Source organism: Cellulomonas sp. GbtcB1 (genome assembly GCF_019091725.1).
Classification (GTDB): domain Bacteria; phylum Actinomycetota; class Actinomycetes; order Actinomycetales; family Cellulomonadaceae; genus Cellulomonas.
The window spans coordinates 1-13,047 of the sequence record NZ_JAGXJG010000045.1; the positions used below are offsets into that span (position 1 = coordinate 1).

General features: G+C 76.0%; 12 protein-coding genes. 5 read left to right on the forward strand and 7 right to left on the reverse strand.

The features are described 5' to 3' along the window. Window positions 1-638, forward strand: a 638-nt coding sequence (locus KVT14_RS14895) for an FHA domain-containing protein (protein WP_217616386.1), incomplete at its 5' end; no start/stop codon positions are given. A gap of 137 nt (window positions 639-775) precedes the next feature. Here the strand turns inward: KVT14_RS14895 and KVT14_RS14900 are convergent. The 6 genes from KVT14_RS14900 to KVT14_RS14925 all read right to left on the reverse strand — a co-directional run bounded on the left by KVT14_RS14900 (window position 776) and on the right by KVT14_RS14925 (window position 6,040). Next, window positions 776-2,029 carry a S8 family serine peptidase gene (locus tag KVT14_RS14900; RefSeq protein ID WP_217616387.1) on the reverse strand — a complete coding sequence of 418 codons (1,254 nt, stop codon included), beginning with the start codon at window positions 2,027-2,029 and terminating at the stop codon, window positions 776-778. A gap of 109 nt (window positions 2,030-2,138) precedes the next feature. After that, entirely contained in the window at window positions 2,139-3,596 is a 1,458-nt protein-coding gene (locus KVT14_RS23195; RefSeq protein WP_217616388.1) for a hypothetical protein, read from the reverse strand. Next, a complete protein-coding gene (locus KVT14_RS14910; RefSeq protein WP_217616389.1) occupies window positions 3,589-4,839 on the reverse strand; it encodes a S8 family serine peptidase in 1,251 nt (416 codons plus the stop codon). The genes KVT14_RS23195 and KVT14_RS14910 overlap by 8 nt, the downstream gene beginning before the upstream one ends. 59 nt (window positions 4,840-4,898) lie before the next feature. Continuing rightward, a complete protein-coding gene (locus KVT14_RS14915; RefSeq protein WP_217616390.1) occupies window positions 4,899-5,276 on the reverse strand; it encodes a hypothetical protein in 378 nt (125 codons plus the stop codon). Window positions 5,277-5,425: 149 nt separating this feature from the next. Next, window positions 5,426-5,710 carry a WXG100 family type VII secretion target gene (locus KVT14_RS14920; RefSeq protein WP_147795412.1) on the reverse strand — a complete coding sequence of 95 codons (285 nt, stop codon included), beginning with the start codon at window positions 5,708-5,710 and terminating at the stop codon, window positions 5,426-5,428. A gap of 18 nt (window positions 5,711-5,728) precedes the next feature. After that, entirely contained in the window at window positions 5,729-6,040 is a 312-nt protein-coding gene (locus KVT14_RS14925; RefSeq protein WP_147795413.1) for a WXG100 family type VII secretion target, read from the reverse strand. A gap of 378 nt (window positions 6,041-6,418) precedes the next feature. Here KVT14_RS14925 and eccD point away from each other — a divergent pair, with 378 nt between their 5' ends. Genes eccD through KVT14_RS14940 form a run of 3 tightly spaced genes read left to right on the forward strand, consistent with a single transcriptional unit; the run spans window position 6,419 to window position 10,440 of the window. Then, the gene (gene eccD / locus KVT14_RS14930; protein ID WP_217616391.1) at window positions 6,419-7,768 is read left to right on the forward strand and encodes a type VII secretion integral membrane protein EccD; all 1,350 of its coding nucleotides are present in this window, start codon (window positions 6,419-6,421) and stop codon (window positions 7,766-7,768) included. A 3-nt stretch (window positions 7,769-7,771) separates the two neighbouring features. Continuing rightward, window positions 7,772-9,172, forward strand: a complete 1,401-nt coding sequence (gene eccB, locus KVT14_RS14935; protein WP_217616392.1) for a type VII secretion protein EccB — start codon at window positions 7,772-7,774, stop codon at window positions 9,170-9,172. Continuing rightward, on the forward strand, window positions 9,169-10,440 hold the full coding sequence (locus KVT14_RS14940; RefSeq protein WP_217616393.1) for a S8 family serine peptidase: 1,272 nt from the start codon (window positions 9,169-9,171) through the stop codon (window positions 10,438-10,440). The genes eccB and KVT14_RS14940 overlap by 4 nt, the downstream gene beginning before the upstream one ends. Before the next feature lie 24 nt (window positions 10,441-10,464). Here KVT14_RS14940 and rarD read toward each other — a convergent pair whose 3' ends face one another. Continuing rightward, entirely contained in the window at window positions 10,465-11,460 is a 996-nt protein-coding gene (rarD, locus tag KVT14_RS14945) for an EamA family transporter RarD (protein WP_217616394.1), read from the reverse strand. 123 nt (window positions 11,461-11,583) lie between these two features. On the opposite strand from rarD, the gene KVT14_RS14950 reads away from it, so the two are divergent. Then, window positions 11,584-12,999, forward strand: coding sequence for an FAD-dependent oxidoreductase (locus KVT14_RS14950; protein ID WP_217616395.1), 1,416 nt, complete (start codon window positions 11,584-11,586; stop codon window positions 12,997-12,999). Window positions 13,000-13,047 lie beyond the last annotated feature (48 nt).

Below are 13,047 nucleotides of genomic sequence, written 5' to 3' on the forward strand. Positions count from 1 at the left end.
GCGTGCCGGCGCCGTCCGCCGCGCCCCCGCAGCCGCCCGCGGCGGCACAGCCGTCCGCCCCGGTGGCCACGCCCGCCGACGGCGCCACTGGCGCCCCGACCGGTCGGCGCGCTGCCCGTGCCGCCGCCACCCAGGAGCCCACGGTCCCGGCGGTGGACCAGCCGCAGCAGCCCCCGGCCGCCGCGGCGCAGCCCGCCGCCGAGGCCGCGTCGGTCGGCATCCGCCCCGTGGTCCCGGCCCAGCCGGCCCCGGAGCCCGCCGTCCCGCGCGTGGCGCACCACCAGGCGCAGCCGTCCCCGTTCCTGGTCACCCTCGACACCGGGCAGGTCATGTCCGTCACCGGCCCGGGCCTCATCGGCCGCGCCCCGCGCCCGGCCGCCGGCGAGCGCTGCGACCACGTCATCGTGGTGGACGACCCGGAGCGCAGCGTCTCGCGCACGCACGCGCGGTTCGGGATCGAGAACGGCACGTTCTGGGTGTCCGACGCCGGCTCCGGGAACGGGACGACGCTGCGGCTGCCTGGCGGGCGGGTCGTGCCGGTGCCGGCGGACCAGCGGGTGCTGGTGCCGTCGGGGTCGACGATCCAGGTGGGCGACCGCGGGGTGCGGATCGACGCGCCGGGGGCGGCGCGGGGCTGACGTGTCTCGACCGGTGGTCCAGGTCTGTGCTGCGCCCGTCGTCGACGTGACCTGACGGCGAGCTGCGCGAACCGGAGAACGGGAACCACGCCGCTCCCCATCGCGACGCTGCGCGTCGTCGGGTCACGCGGCGGTGGTCACCGCTGGTGCTGCGCGAGGTCCGACGCGGTAGGCGCCTCAGCGACGGGGACGTGACGGCGCGCACGCATCCTGATGGTGGCTGCGGCGACGGCCCCGATCGCGACGACCAAGGCACCGGTGCCCAGGATCAGCGGCAGCGCCGAACCAGATCCGGGATCGTCCTGCTCCGGGAAAGCGGTCGGGTCCTCGCCGGCGGTGTCCGAGGGCTCGTCCTCCGCGCCGACGTCCGCGTCCTCCGGGGTGCCGAGGATCTGCCCGGCGGTGGGCAGCAGGTCGGGCTCGTCGGAGACGAAGGGGTTTTCGTCGGGGAAGGTGGTGGGGTCGACCGTCAGGAGGACGCGGGTGTTGACGATCCCGTAGCCCCAGTTCGGGTCGTGCTGCCACGTGTCCTTCACCTCGCCGTCGGTGGTCCGCACGAGTGCCTGCAGGATCTGACCGTCGGTGGCGTCAGGATGGAGCGACCACAGCAGGGCCAGTGCCCCGGCGGTGTAGGCGGCGGCGTTGGACGAGCCGGTCGTGGTCCCGTAGCTGTCCCACGTCGGTGACAGCGCGCGGATGTGCGCGCCGGGAGCCACGACCCCGAGACGGGGGCCATACACGCTGCCGTCGTCCAGGGTCATGTCGGACGTGATGGTCCCGGTTGCCACGACGCCGTTGAGGGTGGCCGGGAAGCCGGTCACGATCGTGCCGTCGTTGCCCGCCGAGCCGATCAGGATGACCCCGGCGCGTTCTGCCTCCGCCACCACGCCGGCCGACATCTGCTGGGTGCCGGGGACGAGGATGATCTCGGCGCCGTCGGCGAGCGCGTCGCGCACGGCATCGTCAGCCAGGTCCTCCTGGCCGGCCGGCGTCTCGCACGGCTGTCCCTCGACGTACACGGCGTAGGTGCGGAGGGTGACGCCGGGAGCGATACCGGGGATCCCGGGCTGTCCCGACAGTCCGGCGTCCGTGCCGACGAGCATCGTCGCGATCGACGTCGCGTGCTGGGCATCGGCACCCGTGGACGTGGCCGGATAGGGCTGGCCGCCGGTCGCCGCCGCGCAGTACGACGGCTCGTGGGGCTGCACGTCGGCGCCCGCGAGGTCGGCGACCGCGGTGTTGACCCGTCCGTCGAGGACGGCCACGGTGATGCCCTCGCCGGTGGCGCTCTGATGGATGTCGGCCATGCCTGTGGCCTCGTAGTACCAGCGGCCGTCGTCGGCGCCGGGGACGGCCGCGCCCGCCCATCCGGGAGCGAGCAGCACTGCCATCACCACTCCGCCGTGCACGGCGGCTCCTCGGAACCGGAACCTGCCGGTCGACAGACGCACGCGGCCGACGGCGCGGCTCACGCCGCCGCTCGCCGGCCGCGCGCGAAGGTCACCAGTCGTCCTGGTCGTCGTCCGCGACGGACGGCGCTGCGGCCACGGGCCGCAGTGCGTCGCGCCCGCCGGCACGCGCAGCCGCGCCCAGGTCGGGGCGCTCGGCGCCCTCCTCGACGTCGATGTCCGGGGCGAGCAGCCCGCCCGAGCCGCGCCGCTTGGAGCCCTTCGCGGCTCCCGCGCCACCGCCGCCGCCCATCGGGGCGCCCATCATGCCGCCGGAGCGGGCACCGGATGCGCCGGCGCCAGCGGTGCCAGCCTGCGAGCCCTGGACGAGGGCGGAGGTCGAGCCGGACAGGCCGGAGCCCGAGGTGCCGGCGCCGACCGTCCCGAGCGGGACGCCCGTGGCAGCGCCGACGCTGCCCGCGCCGCCGAGCCCACCGACTCCGCCCATGCCACCGGCGCCGCCGGCGGCGAGCCGGTTGAGGCCCGCGCCGCCCAGCGCCGCGCCCCCGATGGTCAGGCCGCCCGCGAGACCGCCCGCACCCAGGCCGGCGAGGCTGTTCGCGCCGCTGCCGCCCGACGAGCCGGAGCCGCCGAGGAACGCGCCGCCGCCGGTGCCGGAGCCGCCCGGGATGGTGCCGCCGACGAGACCGTCCGAGGACGTGCCGTCACCTGAGCCAGGGACGTGACCGCCCCCGAGGCCGCTGCCGCCGCCGGTCGAGCCACCACCGGTGAAGATCGGGTCGGTGCCGACCGTGCCGCCCGATCCGCTGCCGCCGGAGCCGCCGGAGCCGGTGGTGACGCCGCCCGTCGAGCCGCCGCCGGGCGTCCAGGACGACCCGACCAGACCGGCGCTACCGCCGGAGGAGGGCGAGTAGGCGTTGACGCCCTGGCTGCTGCCGCCGGACGAGCCGCCAGACCAGGACCCGGAGACGTTGGTGCCCCTAGGCCCCGTCCCGCCGCCCTCGGTCCCGGTCGTGCCTGTCGTGGGGTCCTCGGTGCTCCGATCGGCGTCGGGGGCGGCGAGGCTGATGCCACCCAGAGTCGAATCGAGCTGTCGGAGCGCCGCCGCGGCCTCGGCCTCGCGTGTTGCCTCGCGCTGCCTGGAGAGGATCTCGCCGGCGACGACGCCGGTCACCGGGCCGATCCCGGGAAGCGCGACGGTGGTCGCGGCGGTCAGCCCGGCGCGCTCTCCGAACGAGAGCTCGCCCGGAGGAAGATCGGCGTACGCCTGCTTGGCCGCCACCACCGCTGCGGTCGCCTGCGCGTTGCCCTGGGCGAGCGTGGAGAGGTAGTCGGCGACCGTTGCCACCTCGCGAGCGAGCTCGGCGAACCGATCGGTCGCCGCTTCGGCCCCGGCACCGGACAGGCCCGGCTCGCTGCCGACTGCCCTCAACGTGTCGACGGTGGTCTCCATACCGGAGGAGTACGACATCAGCTGACGAACGGACGTGTCCATGGCGCCGAGGTCGGCATCCCGAGTACGACCGAGCTGGTCGGCGTTGTCACCCATGGCTCCCCCTTGCATTGGTGTGAGTCGCGTCGTGTGCGGCGGTGTGCTCGACGGCGCGCCTACGCCGTCGCGTGATGACGAGGGCGACGGCGGCGCCGGCGATCAGGAGCAGCCCCGCGCCGCCGCCCACGAGCGCACCCATCGGGAGACCCGACCCGGCCCCGGGTTCCGCAGGAGCTGCCGCGTTGTCGTCGACCGGAGCCTCGTCCGTCTCGCCCTCGGGCGTGGCGGCGGGCGCGCCATCGCCGACGACATCGGCGATCAGGGGCAGGGTGCCGTCGTCACGCAGGAGAGGGTTCTCGTCCGGGTACGTGGTCGGGTCGACAGACAGGAGCCCGCGAGGGCTGACGGTGCCGTAGCCCCACTCCATGTCGCGGGCCGGTGTCTCCTTCACCTCGGCGTCGGTGGTGTGGATCAACGCCTGGATGATCTGGCCGTCTGTCGCGTCCGGGTAGAGCGACCAGAGCAGGGCGAGTGCTCCCGCGGTGTATGCGGTGGCGTTCGACGACCCCGTCGTGGTCCCGTAGGTGCTCCAGTCGTCGCGCATCGCGCGGATCTTCGCCCCGGGGGCGACGGCGGCCAGCGACGGCCCGACCGGGCTGCCCTCGGCCAGGGTGACGTCTGAGGTGACGGTCCCCACGGTCACGACACCATTCGCGATGGCGGGCATCCCCGTCAGGGCTCCGTCGTTGCCTCCAGCGGCGACCACGATGACGCCTGCGCGCAGCGCTTCGGCGACACCGTCCATCGTGAACCGCCCGGCCCCGGGCACGGCGATGATGTCCGCGCCGTCGGCGATGGCGTCACGGATGGCGTCGTCCTGGTCGTCCTCCTGCCCTGCGGGCGTCTCGCACGGCAGGTCGCCGTAGCGGATGGCGTAGGTCCGGACGGTCGCTCCGGGGGCGACGCCGGGGATGCCCGGCGCACCCCCCGTGCCGGCGTCGGTGCCGACCAGCATGGTGGCGATCGAGGTCGTGTGCTTCGCCACGGCCTCGGTCGAGGTGGCGGGGTAGGCCTCGCCACCTGCATCCGCGGCGCAGTACGAGGGCTCGTGCGGCTGCACGTCGGCACCCACGAGGTCGGCGACCGCCGGGTTCACCGCCTCGTCAAGCACCGCGATCGTGATGCCGGTACCGGTCGTGCGCTGGTGCAGCTCGGGCAGGCCGGTTGCCTCGACGTACCACCGACCGTCGTCCGCCCCGGGAACCGCAGCGGTCGCGGACCCGGCCGTCAGGATCGTCACTGCCGCGACCACGAGAGTGATCGCGGTGGCTCGCGGCCGACGGGGCGGGAGCACGCGCATCACAGGGATCGGTTCTGCCCGCCTCGACCCGGTGCCGGGGTCGCTGCCGCCGGGTCGAGGCGGGCAGCGAGGAGACGCATCTGCTCTTCGACCGCGGCGTCCTGCTGCTCCAGAGAGAGCGCGCTGTCCGCAAGCGCCTGGCGGCACGCGTCGATGGTGCTTCGGATCGCGTCGAGACGCTGCTCGGCCTGCTGGAGCGCCGACTGGTACTTCGTCGCGAACGCCTGCGCACTCGGGATCTCCGGCCACGCCCCGGACTGGCCCTCGCGCAGCCGCGAGATCTGCCCCTTCAGCCGGTCCGTGTCGTCGAACAGCGTCACGAGCTGCCCCAGCCGGGCCTGCAGGACCTGGGTCCTGACCTCGACGTCGCCTGCCACGTCCGTCCTCCGCAAGAAGTCTCGTCCGCGTCGCCCCCTGCGACGCGATGGCCGCGCGGTCGCGCCGCTGCCGTCGTGGGTGACGGCGGGCGCGACCGCGCGGGTCGTGCTGGGTCGGCCCCGCGCTCAGGCGCCGGGGCCGGGGTGGTTCACCAGCGGGCGGCGTTGGCCCGCTCGGTGGACTGGTACTCCTCGCCGGAGGTCGACACCGCGCGGCCGACGTCGGCCAGCAGCGCCTTCATGTCCGTCAGCGCGGCCTCCCACTTCGCCTTCGCTGCGGTGTAGGCGGTCGACGCCTCGCCGGACCAGTTGGCCCGGAGCGGCTGCAGGGAGCGGTCGAGGTCCGCCAGGCGGGACTCGATGTTGCTCGCGCTCGACTGGATGTCGGCGGCGGCGGTGGACAGGCCACCGAAGTTGACCTTGAGGTCAGCCATCGTCTCGTCCTCTCCCGGTCAGCCCAGCCGGCCCTGAAGGCGGCTGAAGGTGGACTGCTGCGACTCGTCCGACGCGGTGTACGTCGACTGCGAGGTGAGCAGGTTGGCCTCGAACTCGTTGAGCGCGGACACGATCTTGTTCGCGTCCTCGCGCCACCGGGCCATCAGCGCGTTGAACGCGACGGCGCCCTGGCCCTGCCAGTGCGACCCGATGCCGGACAGCTTGCCCTCGAGAGCGCTCAGCTCGCGCTGCAGCTCCCCACGGCTCTGGACCACGGCGTCGGCGCCCTGCTTGAGCGCGCCGTCTGCTGCGGAGACCTCTGCTGCCATGTCACCTCCCCCTACACGGCCCGGTGGGCCTGCCTGACGTGCACCCCTGCGGCGCCGCCTGTGCCCGAGCTCACTCGACCCCGGAACCGCGACGAGGCTATCCGACAGGTCGCGGACACGTCAGGTGGGATCACCCGCCCTGTGGACAACCACGCTGACTGGTGTCACGGATCACCCGTTCGGCCCAGTCATGCGGAGCGTTCTGTCACCCGGCGTCCCATTTGCCGGGCACGGCGCCCTCCGCGCGGGGGACGGCCGTCCGGGCACCGGGCCCGCGAGTCCACCCGGACGGCCGCGCCCACCCGTGCGCCCCGCGGGCGGGATCGGCTGCCGTCGCTATGCTGACCGCCGACCTGCCCAGGGAGTACAGGGGACCCGATGACAGACGCACCCGCCGCCACGACGTCCGTGGGGACGCTCGTGCGGGTGTCGGTGACCGCCGGGGACCGCCGCCTCGACCTCGGCATCCCGGGCGCCGTGCCGATGGCCGAGGTGGTCCCGGGCCTGGCCCGCGCGCTCGGCCTGCTCGACGCCGCCACCGCGCACGGCGGCTACCGCCTGGTGCGGGCCGACGGCACGCCGATCGACTCCGCGCGCAGCCTGCTCGCCGAGGGCGTCGAGGACGGCGCCGTGCTCACGCTGGAGTCCGGCGCGCGCCGCGAGGCGGAGCGGATCTACGACGACGTCGTGGAGGCCGTGGCCGACGCGGTGGAGAACCAGTACGCGCCGTGGACGCCGCGCGACTCCGCGCTGAGCGCCGCGTGGGCGGCCGGCGCGCTGCTGCTCGCCGGCGCCGCTCTGCTGCTCGGCGCCGACCGGGCGTCGCTCGTCCCGCCGGTCGTGGCCGCGCTGGCCGCGGTCCTCGCCCTGGTCGCGGGCGCCGTCGTCGGCCGGGTGGGCACCGAGCCCGCCGCGGGCCGGGTGCTCGTGCTGACGGCGCCCGTGCTCGCCGCGGTCGCCGGGCTCACCGCCGGCTCGGGGGCGCCGTCCTGGGGCTGGCCCGCCGCGCTCGCCGGGACCGGGGTGCTGGTCGCCGGGCTGCTGGGCATGCCGGCGCTGGTCGACCGCCGCGAGCTGAGCGCCGCGCCGCTGGCCGGCGGGCTCGCGCTCGCCGTCGCCGGGACCGCGATCGCGCTGACCGACGCCCGCCCCGGGGAGGTGCTGGCGGTCGTGGTGGCCGTCGTCGCCACCGCCAGCATCGGCGTCCCGTGGCTCGCGCTGTCCAGCACGCCGCTGCGCGTCGTGTCCCCGCGCAACGACGCCGAGATCCTCGCCGACCCGCCCGCGGTGCAGTCCGCGCGGGTCCGGGCGCAGCTCGCCGCCGGCCACCGCATCCAGGTGGCGCTGCGGGTCGCGATCGGGGTGCTCGCCCTGGTGGCCGCGCCGGCGGTGGTCGCGACCGGCGTCGCCGGGACGGTGCTGCTGGTGCTCGCCGCCGCGGGCCTGCTGCTCGCGACGCGGCAGACCTACTCGCGCCTGGACGTGCTGCTCACCGTCGGGCTGTCCGTGGCGCTGCTGGTCGTCGTCGCCGTCGTGGCCGCCGCGCAGCACCCGGGCTGGCGCCCGGCGCTCGTGGGCGTGGCCGGGGCGGCCGCCGCGGTCGTCGTCGGCCTGGGCCTGGTCGCCCCGCGCCGCCGGGTCGGCCTGGCGCGGCTCGGCGACTTCCTGGAGATCGCCTGCCTGGCCCTGCTGCTGCCGCTCGGCGTCGTCGCGGCGGGCCTGGTCTGACCCGTGGCGTCCAAGCGCGACCTCGTCGAGGCCCAGACCTACAGCCGTCGGCGGCTGCTCACGGCGTTCACCAGCGGCGCGCCCGGCGGGCGGGAGCTCGAGCCCACCAAGCCGCTGCGTGGCGTCGTCGCGGGCGTCTCGCTCTCGGTGCTGCTGGTGCTCGGCAGCCTGGGTTTCGGCCTGCTCAGCCCGACCCTGCCGGACGGCTGGGACGACCAGTCGCTGATCATCGTCGAGGGCGACGGCAGCCGGTACGTCGGCATCCAGGGCACGCTTCACCCGGTGCTCAACGTGACGAGCGCGCGCCTCGTCCTCGACTCCGGCTCGTTCCACGTGGTCGACGTCAGCGAGGACGACATCACGGACGCGCCGCGCGGCGCGACCATCGGCATCGCGGGCGCCCCGGACGAGCTGCCGCTCGCGAGCCGGCTCGCCGCGACGGGGTGGGAGGCGTGCGTCGCGCCCGACGGCGGCACCGCCCTGACGATCGACCCCGACGCCCCCGCCCCGGTCGCGGACCCCGGTGCCGGCGCGCTCGTGCAGGCGGCCGGGACGCTGTATCTCGTGTCCGACGGCACCCGGCACCGCATCCCCGCGGGCGACGAGGCCTCGGTGCTCCGCGCGCTGGGCCTGGACACCGCCACGCCGCTCGCCGCGGGTGCCGACTGGCTCAACCTGGTGCCGGTCGGCTCGGACCTCGCGCCGCTCACCGTCGACGGCGCGGGTGACGCCGCGCTGCCCGAGGGCGGGCTGCCGATCGACACCCGGGTCGGCACGCTGGTCGAGGTGACCGGGGTCGGCGACGGTGCGCGGCGGTACGTCGTCGACGCGCGGGGCGAGCTCGCGCCGCTGTCCGACCTCGCGTACCCGCTGTACCTGCTCGGCGCCGGCGAGCTCGCCGCGCAGCCGCTCGAGGTCACCGCCTCGGAGATCGCCGCCGTGCGGACCTCGGCGACGCCGGTGGCGCCGGCGGACCTGCCGGCCACCGTGCCGACGCTCCCGGCCGCCGGGTCGACCGCCTGCGTCGTGCTCACCACCGGCGACGCCGAGCGGGTCGACCTGGTCCTGCGCGACGGGGCCGAGGTCGCCGCGGGCGTGCGGGTGGCCCCGGGGTCGGGCGCCCTGGTGCGCGCGCAGACGACCGACGGCGCAGCCGCGACCGTGCGGCTGGTGGACGGCTCGGGCCGCGCGTACCCCGTGCCGGACGCGGGCGACGAGGTGCTGGCCCGGCTCGGCTACGCGCCCGACGACGTGACCCGCGTGCCTCCGGCGTGGGCCGACCTGCTGCCGGCCGGCCCGGACCTGACCGTCGAGGCGGCCGCGACCGAGGTCTCGGGCGGCACCGCGGCGTCCGGCCTCGGCGCGACGACGGGCTCGACGGGCGCGAGCACCGAGGCGCCGTGACGCCCCGACCCGCGCGGGGCGGGCGGCCGGTCCTCGCCGGTCTGGCCGCCGCGCTCCTGCTGACCGGCCCCGGCGCCGGCGCCGCGCTCGCTGCGGCCCCGGCGCCCGCGCGGCTGCCCGCCGCCACGACCACGCAGTGCACCCAGGAGAAGACCCAGTACGTCGCCGAGGCCCCGCCGGCCCTGGCCCGCCTGGCCGCCGAGCGCGCCTGGCAGTCCGCCACCGGCGAGGGCGTCCTGGTCGCCGTCGTCGACTCCGGCGTGGACCCGGGCAACGCCCACCTGACCGACGCCGTGGTCCCCGGGGTCGACCTGGTCGGCGCGGCGGGCGACCCGGCCGGGCGCACGGACACCGCCGGCCACGGCACGGCGGTCGCGGGCCAGATCGCGGCCCGGGCGCTGCCGGACGTCGACTCGGGCGTCGTCGGCCTCGCGCCCGCCGCCACGATCCTGCCGGTGCGGGTCTACTACGCCGACGACGACCAGGCCCGCGAGCAGGGCGTCGCCCCGGACGCCGGTCGGATGGCCGCGGGCATCGACGCCGCCGTGGCCGCGGGGGCCCGGGTCGTCAACGTCTCGATGAGCACGCCGAACGACACCCCGGCGCTGGCCGACGCGGTCCGGCGGGCGACCGCGGCGGGGTCCCTGGTGGTCGCCAGCGCCGGCAACCGGAACACCAGCAGCGACGAGACCGACGGCCCGCGGTACCCGGCCGCGTACGACGGCGTGCTCTCGGTGACCGCCGTCGACGTCGACGACCGGCCCGCGGGCGACGCGATCCACGGCGAGCACGTCGACGTCGCGGCGCCGGGCACCAACGTGCTCACGACCTTCCACGCGGCCGGCGACTGCATGCTGTCCGGCGAGGGCACCTCCACCAGCTTCGCGACCGCCTACGTCAGCGCCGCCGTGGCGCTGCTCGCCGAGCGGTACCCCGAGGAGACGCCCGCGCAGTGGGCCTACCGGCTCGAGGTCACGGCCGCCCGCGCGCAGCCGCCCGAGCGCGACGACCTGGTCGGCTGGGGCGTCGTGCGGCCGGACGCGGCCCTGGCGTTCGTCGACGACGGCACGGCGCCCGGGCCGGTGAGCCCGGTGCACGGGCGCCCCGACGCCCAGGCGGCCGACGTGCGGACCGTCGACGTGTCGCCGCGGGAGGACCCGCTGGCGGGTGCGCGCGCCGGAGCCGTGTGGTGGGGGATCGGCGGGACCGCCGTGGTGCTGCTCGCGGCGCTGGGCGCGCGGGTGGCGGGGCGGCGCCGCAGGGGCTGACGGTCGTCCCGCCGGCCGGCCGCGTCAGGACGCGGCGGCGGGCGCGGGTGCCGCGGTCGCCGCACGCAGCCGCTGCGCGCGCTGGGTCCGCACCCCGTCGACGGTGAGCAGCACGAGCGCCACCCACACGAGCCCGAAGCCCCACCAGCGCGCCGGCGGCATGGTCTCGTGCAGCACCAGCACGCCGATGATCAGCTGCAGCACCGGCGCGAGGTACTGCAGGCTGCCGACGACGCTCAGCGGCAGCCGGCGCGCCGACTCCCCGAACAGCAGCAGCGGCAGCGCCGTCGCGATCCCCGTCCCGGCCAGCGCGAGCGCGTGCCACACCCCGGTGGCGGCGAAGGTCGACCCGCCGGACGCCCCGAGCCAGATCAGGTACCCGGCGGACACCGGCGCGAGCACCAGCGTCTCCGCGGCGAGCCCCGGCGCGGCGGCGACGCTGCGCCCGACGCGGTTCCTCAGCAGGCCGTAGACGCCGAACGACCCGGCGAGCGTCAGCGCCACCCACGGCAGCCGCCCGAGCCCGACCGTGATGACGACGACCGCGGCCACGCCGAACCCGAGCGCCACCCACTGCGTCCGCCGCAGCCGCTCGCGCAGCACGACGACCGCGAGCAGCACGGTGACCAGCGGGTTGATGAAGTAGCCGAGCGCGGCGTCGACCACGTGCCCGCCGAGCGCGGCGAACACGAACGTCAGCCAGTTGACGGCCAGCAGCACGCTCGCGGCCGCGACCAGCGCCATCGTCAGGCGCGAGCGGAGCGCGACCCCGAGCGCGCGCCAGGTGCGGGTGGCCGACAGCACGACGGCGCAGAAGATCAGGGACCAGAGCACGCGGTGGGCGACGACCTCGACGGCGCCCGTCGGCTTCAGCAGCTCGAAGTACAGCGGCAGGACGCCCCACAGCAGGTACGCGCCGACGCCGGCGGCGAGGCCGCGGGGGTCCAGGGCGCCGGTGGTCGCGGGGGCCGCGGCGGTCGTGGGCGGGCCGGCGGGGGCGGACGGGGAGGGCGTGCTCACGACCCGACGCTAGCGCCGCCCACCCACGCGCCCGGGCGCCGTCCACGCCCCCTCGGGCAGAACGGCGGGAAGTCGGGGCAGATCGGCAGAGGTTAGGTCGTCCTACACTGGTCGGCGGACCCCATGAAGGAAGGCACCTGCGTGACCTCGAACCGCCCTGTCCGCGTGGCCGTCGTCGGCGCCGGCCCCGCCGGCATCTACGCCTCGGACATCCTGAGCCGCTCGGGCCTGGACGTCTCCATCGACGTCATCGAGCGGCTGCCCGCACCGTTCGGCCTGGTGCGCTACGGCGTCGCCCCCGACCACCCGCGGATCAAGCAGATCATCGTCGCCCTGCACAAGGTGCTGGAGCGCGGCGACATCCGGCTGATCTGCAACGTCGACTACGGGGTGGACCTCAAGCTGGAGGACCTGCGCCGGCACTACGACGCGGTCATCTTCGCGACCGGCGCCATCAAGGACGCCGACCTGCCGATCCCCGGCATCGAGCTGGACGGGTCGTACGGCGCGGCCGACTTCGTGTCCTGGTACGACGGCCACCCCGACGTGCCGCGCACCTGGCCGCTCACCGCGCAGCACGTCGCGGTGCTCGGCGCCGGCAACGTGGCGCTCGACGTCGCCCGGATCCTCGCGAAGCACGCCGACGACCTGCTGCCGACCGAGGTCCCGCAGAACGTCTACGACGGCCTCAAGGCCAGCCCGGTGACGGACGTGCACGTGTTCGCGCGCCGCGGCCCGGCCCAGGCCAAGTTCTCCCCGCTGGAGCTGCGCGAGCTCGGCCACGTCCCGGACGTCGACGTCGTCGTGTACCCGGAGGACTTCGACTTCGACGAGGGCTCGATGGCCGCCATCCACTCGTCGAACCAGACCAAGCAGGTCGTCAAGACGCTCACCGACTGGACGCTGAAGGAGCCGGAGGAGCTGACGGCCAGCCGCCGCATCCACCTGCACTTCCTGCACAAGCCGGTCGAGGTGCTGGGCGAGGACGGGAAGGTCGTCGGGCTGCGGACCGAGCGGACCGCGCTGGCCGGCGACGGCACCGTCGCGGGCACCGGGACGATGCACGACTGGCCCGTGCAGGCCGTGTACCGCGCGGTCGGCTACTTCGGCTCGCCGCTGGTGGACGTGCCGTTCGACGAGGCCAAGGGCGTCATCGCCAACCGCGAGGGCCGGGTCGTGGACGTCGACGGCGAGCCCGTCCCCGGCGTCTACACCACGGGCTGGATCAAGCGCGGCCCGGTCGGCCTCATCGGGCACACCAAGTCCGACGCGAGCGAGACCATCCGGCACCTGGTCGAGGACGCCGGCGACGTCACGGCGGAGGGCAACCCGTTCCTGTCCGCCACCGAGCCGGAGCCGCGGGCGGTCGTCGACTTCCTCACCGCGCGCGGCGCCCGCCCGATCCACTGGGCCGGCTGGGAGCTCCTCGACGCGTACGAGCGTGCGCTCGGCGAGCCGCACGGGCGCGAGCGGGTCAAGGTCGTGCCGCGCGAGGACATGGTCCGGATCGCGCTGGCCGAGGCGGCCGGCGAGGCCTGACGGCCGCTGAGTGGGCTCGAGTGGAGCGTTCTGCCGGGACACGCCGCG

Excerpts from the sequence above, each read along its gene's own strand:
- KVT14_RS14900 (WP_217616387.1), bottom strand. The coding sequence starts at position 2,029 with ATGGCAGTGCTGCTCGCTCCCGGATGGGCGGGCGCGGCCGTCCCCGGC.
- KVT14_RS23195 (WP_217616388.1), bottom strand. The coding sequence starts at position 3,596 with ATGGGTGACAACGCCGACCAGCTCGGTCGTACTCGGGATGCCGACCTC.
- KVT14_RS14920 (WP_147795412.1), bottom strand. The coding sequence starts at position 5,710 with ATGGCTGACCTCAAGGTCAACTTCGGTGGCCTGTCCACCGCCGCCGCC.
- KVT14_RS14925 (WP_147795413.1), bottom strand. The coding sequence starts at position 6,040 with ATGGCAGCAGAGGTCTCCGCAGCAGACGGCGCGCTCAAGCAGGGCGCC.
- eccD (WP_217616391.1), top strand. The coding sequence starts at position 6,419 with ATGACAGACGCACCCGCCGCCACGACGTCCGTGGGGACGCTCGTGCGG.
- KVT14_RS14950 (WP_217616395.1), top strand. The coding sequence starts at position 11,584 with ATGAAGGAAGGCACCTGCGTGACCTCGAACCGCCCTGTCCGCGTGGCC.